Source organism: Bacillus sp. FSL H8-0492 (genome assembly GCF_038006145.1).
Lineage (GTDB): Bacteria > Bacillota > Bacilli > Bacillales > Bacillaceae_G > Bacillus_A > Bacillus_A mycoides.
In genome coordinates this window covers 3,099,893-3,121,113 of sequence record NZ_JBBOUP010000001.1, presented here as the reverse complement: position 1 = coordinate 3,121,113, position 21,221 = coordinate 3,099,893, and the positions used below count along the sequence as shown (strand labels likewise).

Annotated in this window: 18 protein-coding genes and 1 pseudogene; 10 read left to right on the top strand and 9 right to left on the bottom strand. The window is 36.7% G+C overall.

The genetic code is table 11. The annotated features are described in order from the left end of the window. Window positions 1-215 precede the first annotated feature (215 nt). From MHH66_RS16000 to MHH66_RS15980, 5 genes and pseudogenes are all read left to right on the top strand, one after another. Complete coding sequence (locus tag MHH66_RS16000; RefSeq protein ID WP_078184778.1) at window positions 216-896, top strand: class I SAM-dependent methyltransferase; 681 nt, start codon at window positions 216-218, stop codon at window positions 894-896. Window positions 897-989: 93 nt separating this feature from the next. Continuing rightward, window positions 990-2,678, top strand: coding sequence for a formate--tetrahydrofolate ligase (locus MHH66_RS15995; protein WP_002031556.1), 1,689 nt, complete (start codon window positions 990-992; stop codon window positions 2,676-2,678). Window positions 2,679-2,768: 90 nt separating this feature from the next. Continuing rightward, window positions 2,769-3,296 (top strand): hypothetical protein, encoded by a 528-nt coding sequence (locus MHH66_RS15990; protein WP_063217705.1) that lies wholly within the window; start codon window positions 2,769-2,771, stop codon window positions 3,294-3,296. Window positions 3,297-3,315: 19 nt separating this feature from the next. Continuing rightward, window positions 3,316-4,485 carry a DEAD/DEAH box helicase gene (locus MHH66_RS15985; RefSeq protein WP_002012513.1) on the top strand — a complete coding sequence of 390 codons (1,170 nt, stop codon included), beginning with the start codon at window positions 3,316-3,318 and terminating at the stop codon, window positions 4,483-4,485. An 8-nt stretch (window positions 4,486-4,493) separates the two neighbouring features. Beyond that, a pseudogene (locus tag MHH66_RS15980) lies at window positions 4,494-4,580 on the top strand (VOC family protein); the annotation flags it as partial. 44 nt (window positions 4,581-4,624) lie between these two features. Here the strand turns inward: MHH66_RS15980 and MHH66_RS15975 are convergent. Further along, entirely contained in the window at window positions 4,625-5,263 is a 639-nt protein-coding gene (locus MHH66_RS15975; protein WP_063217704.1) for a zinc dependent phospholipase C family protein, read from the bottom strand. A gap of 29 nt (window positions 5,264-5,292) precedes the next feature. Further along, on the bottom strand, window positions 5,293-6,279 hold the full coding sequence (locus tag MHH66_RS15970; RefSeq protein WP_016126824.1) for a quinone oxidoreductase family protein: 987 nt from the start codon (window positions 6,277-6,279) through the stop codon (window positions 5,293-5,295). Between the two features lie 206 nt (window positions 6,280-6,485). On the opposite strand from MHH66_RS15970, the gene MHH66_RS15965 reads away from it, so the two are divergent. Both MHH66_RS15965 and MHH66_RS15960 read left to right on the top strand, forming a co-directional pair. Beyond that, window positions 6,486-7,064: a sigma-70 family RNA polymerase sigma factor gene (locus MHH66_RS15965; RefSeq protein WP_016126825.1), complete on the top strand. Its 579-nt coding sequence runs from the start codon at window positions 6,486-6,488 to the stop codon at window positions 7,062-7,064. After that, window positions 7,061-7,741: a DUF3600 domain-containing protein gene (locus MHH66_RS15960; protein WP_002127077.1), complete on the top strand. Its 681-nt coding sequence runs from the start codon at window positions 7,061-7,063 to the stop codon at window positions 7,739-7,741. The genes MHH66_RS15965 and MHH66_RS15960 overlap by 4 nt, the downstream gene beginning before the upstream one ends. 54 nt (window positions 7,742-7,795) lie before the next feature. On the opposite strand, the gene MHH66_RS15955 is transcribed toward MHH66_RS15960, so the two are convergent. The 4 genes from MHH66_RS15955 to MHH66_RS15940 all read right to left on the bottom strand — a co-directional run bounded on the left by MHH66_RS15955 (window position 7,796) and on the right by MHH66_RS15940 (window position 10,293). Beyond that, on the bottom strand, window positions 7,796-8,038 hold the full coding sequence (locus MHH66_RS15955) for a hypothetical protein (protein ID WP_003188879.1): 243 nt from the start codon (window positions 8,036-8,038) through the stop codon (window positions 7,796-7,798). Between the two features lie 311 nt (window positions 8,039-8,349). Beyond that, entirely contained in the window at window positions 8,350-8,784 is a 435-nt protein-coding gene (locus MHH66_RS15950) for a hypothetical protein (RefSeq protein ID WP_016126826.1), read from the bottom strand. 85 nt (window positions 8,785-8,869) lie between these two features. Continuing rightward, entirely contained in the window at window positions 8,870-9,835 is a 966-nt protein-coding gene (locus tag MHH66_RS15945; protein ID WP_002141446.1) for an MBL fold metallo-hydrolase, read from the bottom strand. Window positions 9,836-10,083: 248 nt separating this feature from the next. Next, the gene (locus MHH66_RS15940) at window positions 10,084-10,293 is read right to left on the bottom strand and encodes a DUF3925 family protein (RefSeq protein WP_016126827.1); all 210 of its coding nucleotides are present in this window, start codon (window positions 10,291-10,293) and stop codon (window positions 10,084-10,086) included. A 224-nt stretch (window positions 10,294-10,517) separates the two neighbouring features. Here MHH66_RS15940 and bsaA point away from each other — a divergent pair, with 224 nt between their 5' ends. Beyond that, entirely contained in the window at window positions 10,518-11,000 is a 483-nt protein-coding gene (bsaA, locus tag MHH66_RS15935) for a glutathione peroxidase (protein ID WP_002065095.1), read from the top strand. Window positions 11,001-11,083: 83 nt separating this feature from the next. Here bsaA and MHH66_RS15930 read toward each other — a convergent pair whose 3' ends face one another. From MHH66_RS15930 to MHH66_RS15920, 3 genes are read right to left on the bottom strand one after another with little or no spacing between them, the layout of a single operon-like run. Further along, the gene (locus tag MHH66_RS15930; protein WP_078184780.1) at window positions 11,084-13,312 is read right to left on the bottom strand and encodes a transglutaminase TgpA family protein; all 2,229 of its coding nucleotides are present in this window, start codon (window positions 13,310-13,312) and stop codon (window positions 11,084-11,086) included. Next, window positions 13,309-14,523, bottom strand: coding sequence for a DUF58 domain-containing protein (locus tag MHH66_RS15925; RefSeq protein ID WP_078184781.1), 1,215 nt, complete (start codon window positions 14,521-14,523; stop codon window positions 13,309-13,311). The genes MHH66_RS15930 and MHH66_RS15925 overlap by 4 nt, the downstream gene beginning before the upstream one ends. Next, the gene (locus tag MHH66_RS15920; protein WP_063217700.1) at window positions 14,523-15,485 is read right to left on the bottom strand and encodes an AAA family ATPase; all 963 of its coding nucleotides are present in this window, start codon (window positions 15,483-15,485) and stop codon (window positions 14,523-14,525) included. The genes MHH66_RS15925 and MHH66_RS15920 overlap by 1 nt, the downstream gene beginning before the upstream one ends. Before the next feature lie 575 nt (window positions 15,486-16,060). On the opposite strand from MHH66_RS15920, the gene MHH66_RS15915 reads away from it, so the two are divergent. Together MHH66_RS15915 and narH are read left to right on the top strand one after the other, a co-directional pair. After that, window positions 16,061-19,744 (top strand): nitrate reductase subunit alpha, encoded by a 3,684-nt coding sequence (locus tag MHH66_RS15915; RefSeq protein WP_078184782.1) that lies wholly within the window; start codon window positions 16,061-16,063, stop codon window positions 19,742-19,744. After that, on the top strand, window positions 19,734-21,209 hold the full coding sequence (gene narH, locus MHH66_RS15910) for a nitrate reductase subunit beta (RefSeq protein ID WP_063217698.1): 1,476 nt from the start codon (window positions 19,734-19,736) through the stop codon (window positions 21,207-21,209). Before MHH66_RS15915 ends, narH begins: the two co-directional genes overlap by 11 nt. Window positions 21,210-21,221 lie beyond the last annotated feature (12 nt).

Here is a 21,221-nt window from a genome sequence, read left to right as displayed (position 1 = left end):
GTAAGACCCCCGCCTCAAAATTCGGCTGGAGCAAAGAAGTTAGATGGGAGTCGGGCTGCCAGTGAAAGCCCGATTGCTCAAATAATAATCAGTGGGGGACGAACAAACACTCCCACTGATTAAAGTTTCACTTTATCTCCTTATGAAGATAAACAGGGATTTTGGAACATGATGTAGAATGAAATGAATGATAATACGTGAAGGTAGGGGAATGTATGGCGAAGTTTAATTGGCATGAATCGGCAGAGAAAAAATGGGATAACAATGCAGAGTTTTGGAATCAAAATAGTCAAGAAATGTGGGATAGCGGGAGCAGGAGTACAATCATTCCATTTTTTGAGCAGTACGTGGAAAAGGAAGTACAAGTGTTAGATATTGGCTGTGGTGATGGGTATGGTACATATAAATTAAGTCTTACTGGCTACAAAGCGGTTGGGGTGGACTTATCGGAAGTTATGATTCAAAAGGGTAAGGAGCGCGGAGAAGATCCAAACTTATCTTTTATAAAAGGTGATCTTTCTTCATTACCATTTGAAAATGAGAAATTTGAAGCAATTATGGCAATTAATTCTTTAGAATGGACCGAGGAGCCGTTGCGAGCATTAAATGAAATAAAGCGTGTTTTAAAGAAAGATGGATACGCATGTATTGCAATTTTAGGACCGACAGCAAAACCGAGAGAGAACAGTTATCCGCGCCTATATGGCAAAGACGTTGTTTGCAATACGATGATGCCTTGGGAATTTGAACAGTTAGCAAAAGAACAAGGATTTGAAGTTGTAGATGGTACCGGCGTATATAAGCGCGGAGTAAATGAGAAGATATTAGGTCAGCTACCTACAGAGTTACAACAAGCGTTAACATTTTTATGGGTATTTATGTTAAAAAACGTATAACAAAATTGTAGGGTTTTAGGAGGTAAATAAGTGCAGAAAATACAAAAAACTGATACAATATCATCAGAATCAATTAAAGGGGGACTAGGGTATATGACAACTACTACAACAGTTAAATCTGATATTGAAATCGCACAAGAAGCAAGTATGAAGAAGATTCAAGAAATTGCAGCTAATTTAAATATTTTAGAAGAAGAACTAGAGCCATACGGACATTATAAAGGCAAGTTATCTCTTGATATTTTTAAGCGTTTACAAGATGAGAAAGACGGTAAAGTTGTTTTAGTAACAGCGATTAACCCAACTCCAGCAGGAGAAGGTAAATCAACAGTAACAGTTGGTTTAGGTCAAGCTTTTAATAAAATTGGTAAGAAAACAGTAATTGCACTTCGCGAACCATCTCTTGGACCAACAATGGGATTAAAAGGCGGAGCAGCAGGTGGTGGTTATTCTCAAGTAGTACCAATGGAAGATATTAACCTTCACTTTACTGGAGATATTCATGCGATTACAACTGCCAATAACGCATTAGCGGCGTTCATTGATAATCATATCCAACAAGGAAACACACTTGGAATTGATACGCGTAAAATCGTTTGGAAACGCTGTGTTGACTTAAATGATCGTGCCCTTCGTAACGTAGTAATTGGCCTTGGTGGACCGGTTCAAGGTGTACCACGTGAAGATGGCTTTGATATTACAGTAGCATCTGAAATTATGGCCGTATTCTGCCTTGCAACAGATATTCAAGATTTAAAATCACGTCTATCTCGCATTGTTGTCGCTTATAATTTTTCAAATCAACCTGTAACAGTTAAAGATTTAGGAGTAGAAGGAGCGTTAACACTTCTATTAAAAGATGCATTAAAACCGAACTTAGTACAAACATTAGAAAATACACCAGCTATCATTCATGGCGGACCATTTGCGAATATCGCTCACGGTTGTAACAGTGTTATCGCTACGACAATGGCAGCAAAATTAGGTGATTATGTTATTACAGAAGCTGGATTCGGTGCAGATTTAGGTGCCGAGAAGTTTTTAGATATTAAAGCACGTGCAGCTGGTATTAAACCAGAAGCGGTAGTTATTGTTGCGACTATTCGTGCGCTTAAAATGCACGGTGGTGTTGCGAGAGATCAATTAAAAGAAGAAAATGTAGATGCGTTAGCAAAAGGTATGGAGAACTTACAGAAGCATGTTGAAACAATTCAAAGCTTCGGTGTTCCTTTCGTAATTGCCATTAACAAATTCATTACTGATACAGATGCAGAAGTTGCATACTTACAAGAATGGTGCAATGAGCGTGGCTATGCAGTATCCTTAACAGAAGTTTGGGAGAAAGGTGGCCAAGGCGGAGTTGACCTTGCTGAGAAAGTGTTAAAAGAAATTGAAAAAGGTGAAAACAACTACGCACCACTTTATGAATTAGAATTACCATTAGAAGAAAAAATTCGTACAATTGCTCAAAAAGTGTACGGCGCAAAAGATATTGAATTTGCTCCGAAAGCACGTAAGCAATTAGCTCAATATGAGGGAGAAGGTTGGAGTAACCTACCGATTTGTATGGCGAAAACACAATACTCTCTTTCAGATGATGCAACAAAATTAGGTCGCCCATCTGACTTTATCGTTACAATTCGTGAATTAAAACCATCTATCGGTGCAGGGTTTATCGTTGCGTTAACAGGAACAATGTTAACAATGCCAGGCCTTCCAAAACAGCCAGCTGCGCTGCAAATGGATGTAAATGAAGATGGAAAAGCAGTAGGTTTATTCTAAAAGGTTGTAATTCATCTCGTTTATCTGTAAACTATATATACATCAAGTGGCGCCTTTCCATCGAAAGGCGCCTGTTTTTTGGAGGAAATTATGTTTGATCCAACTGCTTTTGAAAATTTAAAGGTAATTGTGGAAGGAGCTGTCTATGATTTCGATTTACACGGTGATATTCTCGTAACGGATCGAAAAGATGTGATGGACCTTGCTTCATTAAGTCGTATGTATAGTATTTCATTTCAACTAACAGAAACATTTAAAACGATGGTAGAGGCGACATTTTCACTATCTGTTGATGCAAAGAATTTATCAGGTGAAATATTAGAAGTACCTCAGTTTATACCAGGTTGTGAAATGAAGCTGGAATTCTCGTTCGAAATGGAGCAACCAGAGATAGGATGCGAAAAAATTGAAACTTTATTGCATTCTATATGGGGAAAAGAGCGAATGATTACACAAAAAATTTCATACGAATATAATAAGCAAGCGATTTCATATCATAATAAGGTAGAGGTTCTATTTCAAAAATCGATTACAGAAGACCATGTTGATGATTTAATAGCTGTTATTTCACACATGATAGAAACGGTGCGAACAATACAACATTTTCTTCAAAAATAGAGATAAAGGAGAAAAACAAATGATAAAAGATATGCAACCATTTTTACAACAAGCTTGGGAAAAGGCTGGTTTTAAAGAATTTACTGAAATTCAAAAACAAGCGATTCCAACTATTTTAGAAGGACAAGACGTTATTGCTGAATCTCCAACTGGAACAGGAAAAACATTAGCGTACTTATTACCACTTTTACATAAAATTAATCCTGAAGTTAAACAACCTCAAGTTGTAATTTTAGCGCCAACTCGTGAACTTGTTATGCAAATTCATGAAGAGGTTCAAAAGTTTACAGCAGGAACGGATATTTCAGGTGCGTCTTTAATTGGTGGTGCGGATATTAAGCGCCAAGTTGAAAAATTAAAGAAACATCCGAGAGTTATTGTCGGTTCACCAGGACGTATTTTAGAATTGATTCGCATGAAAAAATTAAAGATGCATGAAGTGAAAACGATTGTATTTGATGAGTTTGATCAAATTGTAAAACAAAAGATGATGGGTGCTGTACTTGATGTAATTAAATCAACGATGCGCGATCGTCAATTAGTGTTCTGCTCGGCGACAATAACAAAAGCTGCAGAAGATGCGGCACGTGATTTGACAGTTGAACCACAATTAGTACGTGTAACACGTTCAGAGGCACAGAGCCTAGTTGAACATACGTATATCGTTTGTGAGCGTCGTGAAAAAAATGATTATATTAGAAGAGTTATGCATATGGGAAATGTAAAAGCAGTTGCCTTCTTAAATGATCCATTCCGTTTAGATGAAATTACTCAAAAACTGAAGTTCCGTAAAATGAAAGCAGCAGCACTTCATGCAGAGGCAAGCAAACAAGAGCGTGAAGTAACGATGCGGGCGTTCCGTAGCGGGAAATTAGAAATATTACTTGCTACTGATATTGCAGCACGTGGATTAGATATCGATGATTTAACACACGTAATCCACTTAGAGTTACCAGACACAGTAGACCAATATATTCACCGCTCAGGACGTACTGGACGTATGGGCAAAGAAGGAACAGTTGTTTCTCTTGTAACAGAACAAGAAGAGCGTAAATTACTTCAATTTGCGAAAAAATTAGGTATCGTGTTTACGAAACAAGAAATGTTCAAAGGAACATTTGTAGAATCGAAACCACCAGCACCAAAGAAAAAGAAACCAGCTTTTACTGGTAAGAAAAAGCCTAGATAAATAATTGGGAAGACGTAACTATGCCTTCTGGTAAAGTGTTTAACTTTGCTGATAGTAAAGGGAATTACTTTGCAGTAATGGGAAAAAATAAATAATTATATAGTTATGTGAAAATCCCCCTCGTAAATAATGAGGGGGATTAAATATTTGAAGTCAATTTTTTATTAACGAGTTGTTCTATAAAAAATGTTCCTTTTTCAATTGCAGTCTCAATATAACCAACGATTTGATCAAATGAAAACACTTGTAAGTTTTCGTGCAAGTGTTGCTCAGGATATAGCATATCTTCAAAAATATATTGCCGAAAAGCTAAAACATTCTTTCTAGAAATCTCCTCTATATTCACAATGTTAGCCTCTTGATTAAGTAGGGCGAAGAGCTGCTGTTCTTTATCGTAATGATGCAACAATTGTGCGTTCAATAATTTAAAATCGTTATAGTACATAGGTGCGATAGTTTCGTCGTTTTCTATTCTGTTTTTAAGCCAAGGTAGAAAAAAGCCGCTTAGCCAATTATCATCGGCAATGAGGTGGGTATAATAACCTAAAATATAAGGGGAATCCAGATGATCTTCGTATTTATGAATAAATGAATCATAATCTATTCTTCTCGTATAGTTCTTCGTTGTACCAGCGTAAAAATGTGAAGTTCCTTTTTCTTTTTTTGAATGAACAGCATCAGGAGCTACACCACCAAGTAAGAAAGAAGCTTTATCTTGAATAGAAAGTTTCTCAGCAATACCGCTCGCGATAATGATATGCATAATTCGTGATCCCATGAATAACACCTCTATTTCATGTATTCATTTTAGGGAGCTGTCTGAACGTGTAGTATTACTTTCCCTGTACTTTGTCTACTTTCGACCCATTCATGTGCTTTCCCTGCATCTTGAAGAGGAAAAGATTTCGTAGCTTTAATTTGTAAACTTTCATCGCGTAAATAACGGAAAACTTCATTCGCAGTTTCTTGAAGTAATTCAGGACGTTTTTTCCGTGTAGTGCCAAAGCTGAAACCGAGTATAGAACGGCAACTTGCGTGTAAATCTTTCGTTTGAAAACTACCAACTTCTCCGCTAGCATTGCCGAAATGGACGAGACGACCGTAATAAGCAAGGCAGTCTAAACTTCTTTCGGACACAGTACCAGAAATAGAATCTAAAACAATATTAACGCCTTCTCCGTGTGTAAGCTGATTTACCCTCTCTACAAAATCTTCATCTTGATGACAAATAACATAATCAGCGCCAGCATCTAAAGCAATTTTTCTTTTTGCTTCACTTCCGACAGTCCCGATTACTTTTTTAGCCCCTAATAATTTTGCGAGTTGAATCGCGGTAGTACCAATTCCTCCAGCAGCTGCATGAATTAGAACAGATTCACCTTGTTGAATCCTTGCAACATTTGCGAGTAAATTATAGCTTGTAAAAGATACGATAGGGCAAGCGGCTGCAGTTTGGAAATTAACTTCATCAGGTAATACAAAAGTAAGATTTTCGTTCGCGACAACATATTCAGCGTAAGAGCCATTTTGAGGAAAAGTAATGACACGCTGGCCAGGATGAATGTTTTTTACATGAGAGCCTACGTGTTCTACAATACCAGCTGCATCTATCCCTGGAATAAAAGGTAAGGATTTGTTTCCTTTTTTGCCATAACGTGATTTAATATCGGCGAAATTAACACTAGTAGCAACAACGCGAATTAAAACTTGATTATCTGAAATTGTAGGAATATCCATGTCCGTATATTTCAACACTTCAGGACCACCGAATGAAGTTACAACGATAGCTTTCATATACATCCTCCTAAATTTGACTATATATATTATTTTAAATCTTCATTAGGAATTGGAAAATTATATAATTGTTATGCAGGGTTATAAGTGAAGCTTATGAAGTTATTGCATCATTATATTAATTTATTTGAAAAATCTTTGAAAGAAATCGAACGAAATATCGTTTGCTTGCCAATATATAGTGTAAGACAAAGGAGGGATGGTACATGAAAGATGAAACAGTGTATACAGATTTAATCCAATTAACTTTATCAGGCAATAAAGAAGCGTATAGCGAATTGTATGATAAAACGATTCAAGAAGTATATAAGACAGCACATTTTTTAATAGAGGATAAAGCAGATATAGATGATGTCGTTCAGGAAATATACATACAGCTATATGAATCGCTTCGTAAATATGATAGTGAGAAGCCATTTCGTCCATGGTTAATTGGACTTGCGATTAAACAAATTCATTCTTATAGAAGAAAGAGGTGGATGCGACTGCGAATTGTAAAAAAAGCAGAAGAGCAAAGAAAACCAGTACAAATTGATTTTTCTAGCGATGTTGTAAGTAAAATATCAAATCAAAAATTAATCGAACTCATTCATAAGTTACCGTATAAATTGAAACAAGTTATTATCTTAAGATACTTACACGATTACTCTCAAGAAGAAGTAGCACAAATATTACATATTCCAATCGGTACAGTGAAATCTAGAATTCATGCGGCATTAAAGAAACTACGCCAAAAAGAACAAGTAGAAAAAATCTTTTTAGGAGAGGTAGGGAATGTGAAATGAGCTTAGATTGTAGAGTTAGAGAATCTATACAAGAAGAAGCGAAGGGGATTATTGCCCCGCCGGAGTTAAAAGAAAAAGTAATTGTTCAAATAAAAATGAAGAGCGGGGGAAGTAAAAGGAAGAAGCGCCTTATCGCAGGAGTACTTGCAGCCGCATTTTTAATCCCGACGACTGGTTTTGCTTATCAATCTATTATGGCAGATGGTATATACGGATCTTTTGAGAACTTAAAAAAACATGCCGGAGCTATAACATTAGAAGGATACATGCGTTTTAATGCAAAGTTATCACAAGCGAAAGACGAAATGGGTGCGAAGGAATATGAAGAGTTTACAAAAGAACTAAAGAAATTAACGAATGCAAAGCTTGAGTACGGGGATTCGAACGGTAATATTGATTATGATCAATTATCACCAGCTAAAAAAGAGGAAATGAAAAAGGTAGAAATGGAACTTCAGCCGTATTTTGATAAATTAAATGGCCATAAATCTAGTAAAGAAGTATTAACTTCAGAAGAGTATGAACAATATATGGAAGCGTTAATGTCATATCAAACTGTATTAGTAAAAGCGAAATCGAGTGGTGGGATAACAGTAGAAGAAGTACCTGAAGCTTATAAAGAAAGATTTATTAAAGCAGAACAGTTTATGGAGTATGTAGATGAAAAGGTGAGATAAGTAAAAAAGCTTATAGCTTAAGCTGTGAGCTTTTCTTATTGAAACGTAAATATATTAACCACCTATTCCTTTTGCTAGCAATAAGAAATATACAAATATTAGTATGACTCCATTTAATGTCGTACCAACTATTTTAAATAGCCAATTCTTTGATGCGATCGCAAAAATAATACCGAGTAATGAAAGAATACTTAGAAGCACAATAATTAATGTTAAATTTGCATTAGGTCCTCTTAAAATAAAGAAAGAACATATACTTGTGATAAACGTTAGAAACGAGAAAGTCCCTAATTTCATAATAAGTCTCCCTTGTTTGAAATGTATTTTGATTTAGTGCGCGACTTTCTTTAGTTTAACATAAATTTCCTATTACCGATTAAATATATGAACAATAAAAAACGAGTATAAAATCTATGCGATTTCACACTCGTTTTGTTATTAATTAAATTTCCTTACCACATGTATAGCAACTCTTACAAGGAGTATTGCACTTATAAATAACCCACCATAACCAACGGCACTTAAAAGTTGAACATTAGGTTCTTTTGCATACAAGTCAGGGGCAGAATTACCTTGACTTGCTTAATAAAGTGAAAGTGAGAAATCACTTAGTTATATTCCTTACTATTCTCCTTGTCTTTTTGTATAAAACAATCTAAAAGCGAGTAACCAGCTATTAAACTAATAATGGTAACGAAAGTTGTATTCACAAGAATAATATTAGTTAAATAAGGTAGGTATTCACCAACTGGTGAAAAGAGTAGAGCTGGAGAAAAGGCAATGAATAGTGTTGGCAACGTAATAGCGATAAACTTATCCGGCTGAAAGTTCCAGTTTTGTTTACTCGTTTCGCGATTAATTGATTGTAGGAATCGTAATAAAATGCCGACCAAAAGAGGGAAGAGTGTAAAGTAGAATAATCTTGGATAGACGTTAAAATTCACTTGCGCGTCTGTATCTAAATAAAATTGAATTTTAACACCTACAACTAATAATAAGATGATAAATAATGTAAAGCAGAGGTATAGTATCACTTTTTGCATTCCATTCCACCATCCTTTATTAAAAAATATATTCAAGGAGCGAAGATATATACGATAATGGCGTTGTATATATCTTCGTTTTCTATTAGTTAATTGTGGATTTTGTTTGCTTCGTTAAGTAATCAATAATTCCCATCGCGCTAATTTCTAAATCAAGATGTAAAATGTTATAAACAGAATGATTTGATGGAACATTTAGCTTTGTAAGATGAGTGGAGACTTTCTCCAGTAGTAAAGATTGTAATGCCTTAGTAGCCTCATCAAAATCAGTATGTTTTTGAAAAATTTCATTTCCAGTATTAACGAAAATAGGTAACCAATGTTCAAGTTGGTTATATACTTCTGTAACATTGGATGATGCGCCGTAATGACCGAAATAAATAGTATCTACATTCATACTTTGAATATGATTTTTAGAAGCAATCATCGCATCTGGCTGGAATTGTGAAGGAGACGTTGATGGTAGATATAGTTCTACATCAAGGTCTGCGAGTTCTCTATAATAAATTCCTATTGTATCGCCAGTAAAAATGCCGTTTGTTAATGAATCGTGAATGCTAATATGGTGCTTCGCATGTCCCGGTGTATCATAAAATGTGAGTGTACGGTCTTCTGCAATTTTTAATGTATCACCATTTTGTACAATATGAACACGTTCTTCTTCAATTGGAAGAATTGGATCGAAAAGTTTATCAAAATCTTCTTTGTACACAGCTTTTGCGCCAAGAATTAGTTTTGTTGGATCAATCATATGACGAGCCCCGCGCGGATGCACAAATAGAGTAGCATTTGGGCACTTTTCCATCATTAACCCTGCTGCGCCTGCGTGATCTAAATGAACATGTGTAACGATAATGTTTTTTACATCATTTAAATTAATATGTAATTGCTGTAAGCCGTCTAAAATATAGGGAAGAGAAGGGGCCGCACAAGTTTCAATTAAAGTAATATCGTCACCTAATAAAACGTATGTACCTGTGCGTTCATCATGTTGTAAGTCATAATCATCAATAAGATATAGATGAGAAGATAGTTGTTCTACTTTTTTCATACTTACCACTCCTTATATACGGTATGTATCTATTATACGCTAAAAATAGAAAAAGACAGAAAACGAAAGCTCGTCTTCTGCCCTTTTGTAATGTAGTTATCCCGCTATTCGCCGGGCAGTAAGCCCCACCTCAAAATGCAGCGAAAGCAAAGAAGTTAGGTGGGGATCAACTGCCCGTAAAAGCCCGATTGGTGAGGGCTGATAATCAGTGGGGGATGAAGAAAAGCCCCACTGATTAAAGTTTCACTTTATCTCGTTTGTTCTTTATTGATAGACATAACGAACAGTCCAACTATGCCACCAACGATTGGAAGCGTAATCTCTCCTGCTAAATTAAAGTAGGAGCTTAAAAATAAACCATTTACATCGATTACCCAGCCAATCACATACAATAACATCATATATAGTACGAAATAAAACTCGCGATTTGAAATCGTTTCATGTTGTGCAGTTTTCATAATGAACACCATCCTTTTCTTTTATAATGGAATATAAACTGTCACATTTTGTTCACAATTCAATTGTAAAACTTTCCATCATAAAAGTCTAGTAGTCTGTGTCGAATTTTCGAACGAAAATAAAGCGCTATCATTCTGGTATGTGAGTACGTAATAAGAGCTGTATATTCACGAATGTAGTATAGTATAAACATAGAATGATAGTGATGAGAGGGGTAGGAACAATGACAGTTTATGATTTTTCAGCTAAAACGATAACAGGAGAAGAAAAATCGTTAAAAGATTACGAAGGAAAAGCACTTCTTATTGTAAATGTAGCTAGTAAATGTGGATTTACACCACAATATAAAGGGTTACAGGAAGTATATGATAAATATAAAGACCAAGGACTAGAAATACTCGGTTTCCCTTGTAATCAATTTGGAGGACAAGAACCAGGCACAGAAGCTGATATTACTAGTTTTTGTGAATTGAACTACGGTGTGAACTTCCCGATGTTTGCGAAGATTGATGTGAAAGGTGATAAGGCTCATCCTCTCTATACATACATGACAGAACAAGCGCCAGGTTTACTCGGTATGAAAGCAGTGAAATGGAACTTTACTAAGTTTCTAATTGGAAAAGATGGGAAAATAGTAGGGCGTTTTGCACCACAGACGAAGCCGGTGGATTTAGAGGTTGAGATTGAGAAGGTACTTGGGGAATAATTAGGAGTTTCACTTTATTAACAAACACCTCAAAGAACAAAGTAGCTCTTTGAGGTGTTTTCTTTAAACTCACATTATCAAGATTAAATCACTCTATCGTAGTCGTTTGATTTAGGCAGAGAAGCTGCTTTTTTCATAAGCACTTCCCATAAGTGCACGGATGTCTTCCATTCGGCTGCGGCCTGTTCCTTTTGATACATAGCGTTCTCATAACTGAAAGTAAGTTGTTGCATATCGGCCGAATTGTAAAGTGTATCGATGTGGAGAGCGTATTCTCGGAATGTTTGACTTTCACCCCGTGGTATGCCGATTCTCGCAAATTGTTTTAAAAGTGCACCGTAAGCTTTTTGATAAACAGCATCATCTTTTCGGTATTTATAGAAAAGAATAATAAAAAATGTAATCCATTTCATTCTAGTGGTGAAGAGAATGTATCCGATGATACTAATCGGCATCGTAGAGAGGAATACGTACCACCAAGAAAAATCATTTTTGGAATTTGTGATCTTTTTAGTAGAGGCTTCTTCTGTATTTTCTATTAAATTTTTGAGCTTTGCTTCATTGTTCCGTTGGTGTATTGGCTCGTTATTAGAATTATTTACTTCGTTATTTTGTGAAGTAGAAGCAGGAGTATTATTTGTAAAATTATAGGGATTGGTAAATCCTTTTGTTGGTTCGAATGGAATCCATCCGTATCCTGGGAAATATACTTCGACCCAAGAGTGTGCGTTATTGTTCGCGATTGTATAAACATTCTCACCTTCTGCAGAGGCAAGTGTATTCTCCAGAGTTCCTTCTGTAAATCCTTTTACCCAGCGAGCAGGAATCCCAGCAGAACGAAGTAACACGATCATAGATGTCGAAAAATTATTGCAGTAACCGCTTTTTGTATCGAAAAGGAATTGATCTACATAGTCTTGGTTTTTGGCAGGGTATAAGACATTCATTGTTTCGTATACAAAAGAATTGTCTGTAAAGTAATTTTCAATAGCTAATACTTTATCATATCGGTTGTCTTTATCATTTGTAAGATTGACAGCCAAGTCTTTTACTCGCTGCGGTAATGATTCGGGAAGTTGTGTGTACTTTGTCATGAAATAAGGACTTGTTTCATGACCTTCATTCGTTTTTACAGATTTCAAATTTTCTATGGAAAACTCCGGAACCTCATATGTTACTTTATACGAATTTAAAGTAGTAGAAGAGTCTCCGTGCATCGTATAGATTTTTTCTGAAAATGGGTCAACGCTGTATGATACATTAGAAGAAGCCTCAACTGATACTAATCCTGCTGGATAGGTAAGGTGAGGATAACTTTTTTGCATGGTGATTGTTGCCTCAGTTATCTCCGTTTTTGTATTTGGTTCGTACCAGCTCACGACGTCGTTTTTATTTTTAAAAGAAACTTTTTTTCGATTTTCAGAAACATCCCAACCTTTTCCTGTATAAAAATCTTTCGTTTCGACTCTCCAATATTGTTTGTTTTGCGTTTGTGCTGTAAAAATAATTGTATTATCCGGCTTAAAAGGACCGCCTAATTGTGAGTCATCTAGACCATATCCAATTTTAGAAACTTCTTGTTCTTTACTTGCTTCAGATGTGTTGAATTTCAAAAAATCCATTGGGTTTGGCCATTGAGGGCCAAATTTTGGAGCAAAGTATGCGATGGTTGTTGACAATACAATAAATATTGTAAGAGGTCTAAGTAATTTTGAGATTGCTCTAGCATAATTTTGTAAGTGTTCAATCTCTTTTATTCGTTCTATTTGAAGAAGACTAAGCATAAAAAAGCCGATGACAACAGTACGAATAATAGCGTAGTTTGCATTGTATAAATGTAAGTTATGAAAAGTTGTGATATAAATAATAGTCAATGCAAGAAATAACAACCCACGTTTTTTATGAATAACCCAAAAAGAGCTGAAAGAACTCAAAAACCAAAATGATAGAAAAAATAATAATGTTGGAAAAACTGGAGAAATATCTAGCAAATCCCCCTGGAAAAACAGAGAGGAATTTCGAGAAATATCAGCAGAAAATTTCGTTAGCCAAGATGGATTTATAAAAGCATTTTTATAATACAGGAAATGAATGATGAATAAGATCGTGACGACCTTTATTGGAATCTGCCACCTTGTTTGAAAAAAAGAGAGAGTGAAGCAAATTCCTATAAATATTACAAAAATATCTAATCTACCTACGTTTGTAATACCTATAAGGGGTCTTAGCCATTCTAGTAAAAGTAGAAATGCACATACATGCATGAAGAATCTGCTCATATCCCATTTGTATTTTGTTCGTAATGTTATCATTTGCTCACCTCAAAAAACACGTTTGTATACCGGTTCCCATAAACCACATTTACAAATATTTTTCGTTTTTGTAGAGTTTCTAGAATACTTAGTTCTCGATGTGAGAGTTGATTTGCTTTTTCTTTCACGACAAACACCATTAATTTTCTGTTTTTTATAGTAGCAAAGTCAGCCGCCTTTTGAATATCGGGAGAAAGATCGCTTGTTACGAGTATAATCGTTACGGGCTCATAAATTTTTCTTAATTCCATTTCTACACTCCGGGAGAGCGGGAATACACTGTCTGCTTGTACTTTCGCTAGATGACAAAAGATTTGTTGTAACTGCGTATCACCATTGTCTAAAGGGAAAAAAGTTCGTTCTTTTCCGACAGACACGAATGACGCTGGTGAATTTTGCTTCAAGACAGCCCTTACAATAGAGGCGGAAAATGTTACGACTGATTCGAATAGAGGGGACTCAGTTCTGTCCATAAATATCATGATATTATGGCTGCGCTGTTGTTCAAACTCTTTCGTCATAATATTGTTTGTTCGGGCAGTTGCTTTCCAATCAATCCATGAAAAGCGGTCACCAGGTTTATAGTCTCTGACACCGACAGAGATTGTAGAGTCTTTTGCTAAATTTATATTTGCTGAAAGCGCTCCTTGTTCGAAATGATTTTCCAATTGTCGATACGTTATATCTACGTACTGGGGATAGATTAAAAATGTATCTGGAACTGAAAAAGTTACTTCTTTCTCCATCATTCCGAATAGATCACCAGTTTTGACACGTACGCTTGAAAAAGTGTGCTCTCCTCTAGGGATTGTGTCAATAACATATTGAAACGAAATATTCCGTTTCAATCCTGGAAAGAGTATTACCTTATTCACCTTCGTTTGTATACAACTTGTAAATTGTGAAGGTAGTTCATCTTCTATAACTAAATAAAGTAAGGGAAAAGGAAATTTTCTTTTTATTGTAATAGTGCTTAAAAATTGTTCTCCTGCTGCATATTCATTTTGGTTTGTTATTCGTTTTACTTCAGCGTCTCGTAAAGCGTAGAAGGGAAGTAGTAGTGAATAAAGACCAATAGGAATCGTACTGTAAAACAAAAACCAACTTACAAATCCTCCTTGAAGCATAGCGTATACAAATGTTAAGACTAGGCATAAAGGTATTAGCAATAACTTCGTAACGTGATATAGCGCCCGTAGTAGTCGTTTCATCAAAGGTTCTTCGTCCTTTGAGTCGGCACAGTAGTTCGTGCAACGATTTTTGCGATAACTTGTTCTCCTGTAATTCCTTCAAATTTTGCTTCCATTTTTAGAATGAGTCTGTGAGCTAAAACGTAAGGAGCTAAAAATTTAACATCGTCTGGAATAACATAATTTCTGCCATGGATGAATGCATAAGCTTGTGAAGCTTTCATTAAAGCGATTGAGCCGCGTGGACTTGCACCTAGCTGTATAGAACTATAAGAACGAGTCTGAGTAACAAGCTTTACAATGTAATGCTTGATTGCTTTGTCCATGCTTACTTCCCGTACGCTTTGTTGTAAATAAAGTAATTCTTTTATTGTAGTAATAGCTTGTAAATGAGAGAGTGGATTTGTTTTTTCCATCCGGTTTAAAATTTCAAATTCTTCTTCTGGTGCAGGATATCCCATTCTTAGCTTCAACAAGAAACGATCGAGCTGAGCTTCTGGTAAAGGATATGTTCCCTCATATTCGACCGGATTTTGTGTAGCCATTACAAAGAAAGGTTTTGGTAACGATCTTGTAATGCCATCTATTGTGATAGTGCCTTCTTCCATACTTTCAAGTAAGGCAGATTGTGTCTTTGGAGATGTACGATTAATTTCATCAGCAAGTACAAAATTCCCCATAATCGGTCCAGGCTTGAACTCAAATTGGAGTTCTTTTGGATTATAAATAGAAACACCTGTTACATCTGACGGCAGTAAATCAGGTGTGAATTGAATACGCTTGTAATCGGCATCAATGGATTTAGAAAGAGCACGTACTAGCATTGTTTTCCCAACGCCAGGAACATCTTCTAATAGTACATGACCTTCAGCTAAGAGAGCTGTCAAAGCTAAGATCGTTTCTTTTCGTTTTCCGACCATTAACTTTTCAATATTGTTAATTATTTTTTCTATAATGGGATGTAATGAATCAAGCTGGTGCATCGTAATCCTCCTAATTTTATTATCGTTTTCTAATCTATTTAGTAGACAATAGAATTTACCCCTTTATTTGCGGGTAGTAAAGCTCCTATCTTGAATTCTAAGAATATTCAGATTATTTATTCCGATTACAACTAGTATAATTGTTTCCGTAACCAAGGGCAATACGATAAATAATGATTTCTACTTTTATGTAAAATATGTCTTGATATAAAATAGTATCGTTGAAGAAAATAAATTCCTTACATACAATTTATAATCGTTTCCTTATAGTATTTTTGAAATAATATCAAAACTCTATTTAAAATATTTATAGAGAAAAACGTAGGAACTTTTCCTGCGTTTTTTCTTTTGCAAAAAAAGATTAATCCTCCAAATACTATGCTCCTAATAATCACGATTGACCATAAACCTTCACAAGGGAACAAAGTAACCTTTGTATACGAAGATTTTCTTTCAAACTTATTTTTTATGAATTTTTGACAATCTCTTGAACTGTGCGAAATGTCACATCTGTATTTTACAACCTCTCTTATAGTAAGGGTATGTAAGAGAGACGTATTAAAGGAGTGAACAGTATGAAGAAGAAACCTTCAGCACTAATGAGACGTTTAAAATATTTTTCACCAATAGATCGTTATAACGATAATCATACACAAGAAACATATGAAGATCGCGAATGGGAGAATGTGTACAGAAAGCGTTGGCAGCACGATAAAGTTATTCGCTCTACACACGGTGTGAACTGTACTGGTTCTTGTAGCTGGAACATTTATGTGAAAGATGGAATTGTAACATGGGAAGGACAAGAGCTTAACTATCCAACAACAGGTCCTGATATGCCTGATTTTGAACCACGAGGATGTCCGCGTGGGGCAAGTTTTTCTTGGTACATTTATAGCCCACTTCGTGTGAAATATCCATATGTACGTGGTGTGCTTTGGGAAATGTGGCAAGAAGAACTACAAAATAACGAGTCACCATTAGATGCTTGGAAAAGCATTGTGGAAAACCCTGAAAAGGCACGCAAGTATAAGCAGGCGCGCGGTAAAGGCGGATTCATCCGAGCGAATTGGGATGAAGTATTACAACTTGTTTCAGCTTCTTTACTTTATACAGTAATTAAATACGGTCCAGACCGCAATGTTGGTTTTTCACCAATTCCAGCTATGTCGATGTTAAGTCACGCTGCGGGTAGCCGCTTTATGCAACTTATGGGTGGGCCGATGCTTAGTTTCTATGATTGGTACGCGGATTTACCACCAGCTTCTCCGCAAATTTGGGGGGATCAAACAGATGTACCAGAAAGTAGTGACTGGTATAACTCTGGTTACATTATGACATGGGGTTCAAATGTACCGATGACGAGAACGCCAGATGCACACTTTTTAGCCGAAGTTCGATATAAAGGAACGAAAGTCGTTTCTGTAAGTCCTGACTTCGCCGAGTCTACAAAGTTTGCGGATGATTGGATTAGTGTGAAACAAGGTACAGACGGTGCACTTGCGATGGCAATGGGGCATGTGATCTTACAAGAATTTTACGTAGATAATCAAGTGGAATACTTCACAAAGTATGCGAAGCAATATACTGATTTTCCTTTCTTTGTCACATTGAAACAAAAAGGAGATCAATTCGTCGCTGATCGTTTCTTAAATGCTACTGATATTGGACGAGAAACAAAGTTGGGAGAATGGAAGCCTGTTCTTTGGAACGAGAACACGAAAGATTTTGCAACACCTCACGGCACAATGGGGTCACGTTGGGATAATGAAAAGAAATGGAACTTGCGTTTAGAAGATGAACAAACAGGTGAAAAGATTGATCCACGTCTTTCTTTACTTGGAATGGAAGACGCTGTGGGAACGGTACAAATTCCGTACTTCTCAGATGATGGAAATAAAGTATTGGAACGTACAATTCCAGTGAAAAAAATTATGACAGAAGAAGGCGAAGTGTTCGTTACAACTGTATACGACTTAACGTTAGCAAATTACGGCGTGAACCGAGGGCTCGGCGGACAAGAGCCGAAAGATTTCAATGACGATGTACCATTTACACCTGCATGGCAAGAGAAAATGACAGGAGTGAAACGAGAGCTTATTATTCAAATCGCTCGTGAGTTCGCACAAAATGCTGTTGATACGAATGGCCGCTCGATGATTATTATGGGAGCTGGTATTAACCATTGGTTTAATTCTGATACGATTTACCGCGCTGTTTTAAATCTTGTTCTTCTCGTTGGGGCACAAGGTGTAAACGGCGGTGGTTGGGCGCATTATGTTGGTCAAGAAAAATTACGACCAGCAGAAGGATGGCAAACGATCGCGATGGCAAAAGATTGGCAAGGGCCACCGAAATTACAAAATGGTACATCTTTCTTTTATTTCGTAACAGATCAATGGCGTTATGAAGATACACCGGTTGGACATTTAGCATCACCAATTGAGGGTAACTCTCGTTATCAACATCACGGTGATTACAATGTATTAGCGGCACGACTTGGCTGGTTACCTTCCTATCCAACATTCGAGAAAAATGGAATTGAATTATATAAAGAAGCTGTTGCTGCTGGTGCAACAACGCAAGAAGAAATCGGAAAATATGTTGCACAAAAACTAAAAGAAAAAGAACTAAAATTTGCGATTGAAGATCCAGATAATAAAAACAATTTCCCGCGCAACTTATTCGTATGGCGTGCCAACTTAATTTCAAGTTCTGGTAAAGGCCACGAATATTTCTTAAAACATTTATTAGGCACAACAAATGGATTAATGAATGACGATAGTGATTCAATACGACCAGAAGAAATTAAGTGGCATGAAGAAGCGCCAGAAGGGAAGCTTGATCTACTCATTAATTTAGATTTCCGTATGGCTGGAACAGCGCTCTATTCTGACATCGTCTTACCTGCTTCAACTTGGTATGAAAAGCATGATTTAAGCAGTACGGATATGCATCCATTTGTACATCCATTTAATCCAGCAATCGGTTCACCGTGGGAAGCACGCTCTGATTGGGATATTTTCACCGCTCTTTCTAAAGCTGTGTCAGATTTAGCGAAGAAAATCGATCTTGAACCAATGAAAGAAGTCGTTGCAACACCACTTCTTCACGATACACCGCAAGAATTAGCACAACCACTAGGTAAGGTTAAAGATTGGAGTAAAGGTGAGTGTGAACCGATCCCAGGTAAAACAATGCCGCAAATTCATGTTGTCGAACGAGATTATAAAACGATTTATGACAAAATGACAGCGCTTGGGCCAAATACTGGAAAACAACCGATTGGTACGAAAGGCATTTCTTGGTCAGCAGAAAAAGAGTATGAGCAATTAAAGAGCCGATTAGGAGTGGTTCGAACGGATTCTATTGCGAAAGGGTGCCCTGATATAAAAGAAGCAATTAATGCTGCTGAGGCGGTATTAACACTTTCTTCTACAACAAACGGTCATATGGCTGTAAAAGCATGGGAAGCACTTGAAAAACAAACGGATTTAAAACTACGTGATTTAGCAGAAGAACGTGAAGAAGAATGCTTCACATTCGAACAAATTACAGCACAACCGAAAACAGTAATTACTTCTCCAGCCTTTACAGGTTCTGAAAAAGGTGGACGCCGTTACTCTCCATTTACAACAAATGTGGAACGTCTTATTCCTTGGAGAACAATAACGGGTCGACAATCTTTCTACTTAGATCACGACATGATGAAAGAGTTTGGTGAAACGATGGCAACATTTAAACCAATTCTGCAACATAAACCGTTTCGTAAATCACGACCTGAAGTAGAAGGGAAAGAAATTACACTAAACTATTTAACACCGCATAATAAGTGGTCGATTCATAGTATGTACTTCGATTCATTACCGATGTTAACGCTGTTTAGAGGCGGTCCAACTGTTTGGATGAACAAAGATGACGCGAATGAAGCTGGTGTTGCTGATAATGATTGGATCGAGTGCTTTAACCGTAACGGTGTTGTTGTAGCACGTGCTGTCGTAACGCACCGTATACCGAGAGGAATGGCATTTATGCACCATGCGCAAGATCGCCACATTAACGTGCCTGGTACGAAATTAACAAGTAACCGCGGGGGAACGCATAATAGTCCAACTCGAATTCACGTTAAACCAACGCATATGATTGGTGGATATGGTCAATTAAGCTATGGATTTAACTATTATGGTCCGACTGGGAACCAGCGTGACTTAAACGTTGTAATCCGTAAACTGAAGGAGGTAGATTGGCTTGAAGATTAAAGCGCAAGTCGGAATGGTAATGAACCTAGATAAATGCATCGGCTGCCATACTTGTAGCGTAACATGCAAAAACACCTGGACGAATCGTCCAGGTGCTGAATATATGTACTTCAATAACGTAGAAACGAAACCTGGAATTGGTTATCCGAAACAATGGGAAAATCAGGAGAAATACAAAGGCGGCTGGGAATTGAAAAATGGTGAAATTCAGCTGAAATCCGGTTCGAAAATGAAGCGTCTTATGAATATTTTCCACAATCCAGATCAGCCAACAATTGATGATTACTTTGAACCTTGGAACTATGATTATGAAACGTTAACAAATAGCCCGCAGCGTAAGCATCAACCAGTTGCTCGTCCGAAATCAGCAATTACGGGTGAATTTATCGACAAAATTGAATGGGGTCCAAACTGGGAAGATGATTTAGCAGGCGGACATATAACAGGGTTACAAGATCCGAACGTCAAGAAAATGGAAGAAGGAATTAAAACGGATTTTGAAAATGTCTTTATGATGTATTTACCACGTATTTGCGAACATTGTATGAATCCATCTTGCGTTTCTTCTTGTCCATCGGGTGCGATGTATAAACGTGAGGAAGATGGGATTGTTCTTGTGGATCAAAATGCATGTCGTGCATGGAGATTTTGTGTATCGTCTTGTCCGTATAAAAAAGTATATTTTAACTGGCAAACAAATAAAGCTGAAAAATGTACAATGTGTTTCCCTCGTATTGAAGCTGGTATGCCAACAATTTGTTCTGAAACATGTGTAGGACGTATTCGATATATTGGGGTAATGCTATATGACGCTGACAAAGTAAAAGAAGCGGCTTCTGTTGAAAATGAAAAAGATTTATATGAATCTCAGCTTACTGTTTTCCTAGATCCAAATGATCCAGAAGTAGCAGCTGAAGCGAAAAAACAAGGGATTCCTGAAGAATGGATTAAAGCGGCACAACAGTCGCCAATCTATAAAATGATTATCGATTGGAAAATCGCTCTACCTCTTCATCCAGAGTATCGTACAATGCCAATGGTTTGGTATATCCCACCGCTTAGCCCAATTATGAACATGGTGGAGGGGAAAGGTAGTAACTGGCAAGCAGAAGAGATTTTCCCTGCTATTGATAATATGCGTATTCCAATTCAATATTTAGCGAATTTACTCACTGCAGGAGATGAATCCCATATTCGTCTAACATTGAAAAAAATGGCTGTTATGCGAACGCATATGAGAGCTTTGCAAATTAATAAAGAACCAAATGAAGCTGTATTAAAAGAACTAGGTTTAACGAAACAGGATGTAGAAGATATGTATCGTCTTCTTGCTATTGCGAAATATAAAGATCGCTTTGTTATCCCGACGTCTCACCGCGAACAAGTTGCAGATTTATATAGCGAACAAGGAAGTTGTGGTTTATCTTTCGCAGGTGGGCCAGGCTCTTGTACGACAATTTCTTAAAAAAAAGGGGGC

Excerpts from the sequence above, each read along its gene's own strand:
- MHH66_RS15945 (WP_002141446.1), bottom strand. The coding sequence starts at position 9,835 with ATGAAAAAAGTAGAACAACTATCTTCTCATCTATATCTTATTGATGAT.
- bsaA (WP_002065095.1), top strand. The coding sequence starts at position 10,518 with ATGACAGTTTATGATTTTTCAGCTAAAACGATAACAGGAGAAGAAAAA.
- MHH66_RS15985 (WP_002012513.1), top strand. The coding sequence starts at position 3,316 with ATGATAAAAGATATGCAACCATTTTTACAACAAGCTTGGGAAAAGGCT.
- MHH66_RS15975 (WP_063217704.1), bottom strand. The coding sequence starts at position 5,263 with ATGGGATCACGAATTATGCATATCATTATCGCGAGCGGTATTGCTGAG.
- MHH66_RS15930 (WP_078184780.1), bottom strand. The coding sequence starts at position 13,312 with ATGATAACATTACGAACAAAATACAAATGGGATATGAGCAGATTCTTC.
- MHH66_RS15960 (WP_002127077.1), top strand. The coding sequence starts at position 7,061 with ATGAGCTTAGATTGTAGAGTTAGAGAATCTATACAAGAAGAAGCGAAG.
- MHH66_RS15970 (WP_016126824.1), bottom strand. The coding sequence starts at position 6,279 with ATGAAAGCTATCGTTGTAACTTCATTCGGTGGTCCTGAAGTGTTGAAA.
- MHH66_RS15990 (WP_063217705.1), top strand. The coding sequence starts at position 2,769 with ATGTTTGATCCAACTGCTTTTGAAAATTTAAAGGTAATTGTGGAAGGA.
- MHH66_RS15950 (WP_016126826.1), bottom strand. The coding sequence starts at position 8,784 with ATGCAAAAAGTGATACTATACCTCTGCTTTACATTATTTATCATCTTA.
- MHH66_RS15995 (WP_002031556.1), top strand. The coding sequence starts at position 990 with ATGACAACTACTACAACAGTTAAATCTGATATTGAAATCGCACAAGAA.
- MHH66_RS15940 (WP_016126827.1), bottom strand. The coding sequence starts at position 10,293 with ATGAAAACTGCACAACATGAAACGATTTCAAATCGCGAGTTTTATTTC.
- MHH66_RS16000 (WP_078184778.1), top strand. The coding sequence starts at position 216 with ATGGCGAAGTTTAATTGGCATGAATCGGCAGAGAAAAAATGGGATAAC.
- MHH66_RS15920 (WP_063217700.1), bottom strand. The coding sequence starts at position 15,485 with ATGCACCAGCTTGATTCATTACATCCCATTATAGAAAAAATAATTAAC.
- MHH66_RS15955 (WP_003188879.1), bottom strand. The coding sequence starts at position 8,038 with ATGAAATTAGGGACTTTCTCGTTTCTAACGTTTATCACAAGTATATGT.
- MHH66_RS15915 (WP_078184782.1), top strand. The coding sequence starts at position 16,061 with ATGAAGAAGAAACCTTCAGCACTAATGAGACGTTTAAAATATTTTTCA.
- MHH66_RS15925 (WP_078184781.1), bottom strand. The coding sequence starts at position 14,523 with ATGAAACGACTACTACGGGCGCTATATCACGTTACGAAGTTATTGCTA.
- MHH66_RS15965 (WP_016126825.1), top strand. The coding sequence starts at position 6,486 with ATGAAAGATGAAACAGTGTATACAGATTTAATCCAATTAACTTTATCA.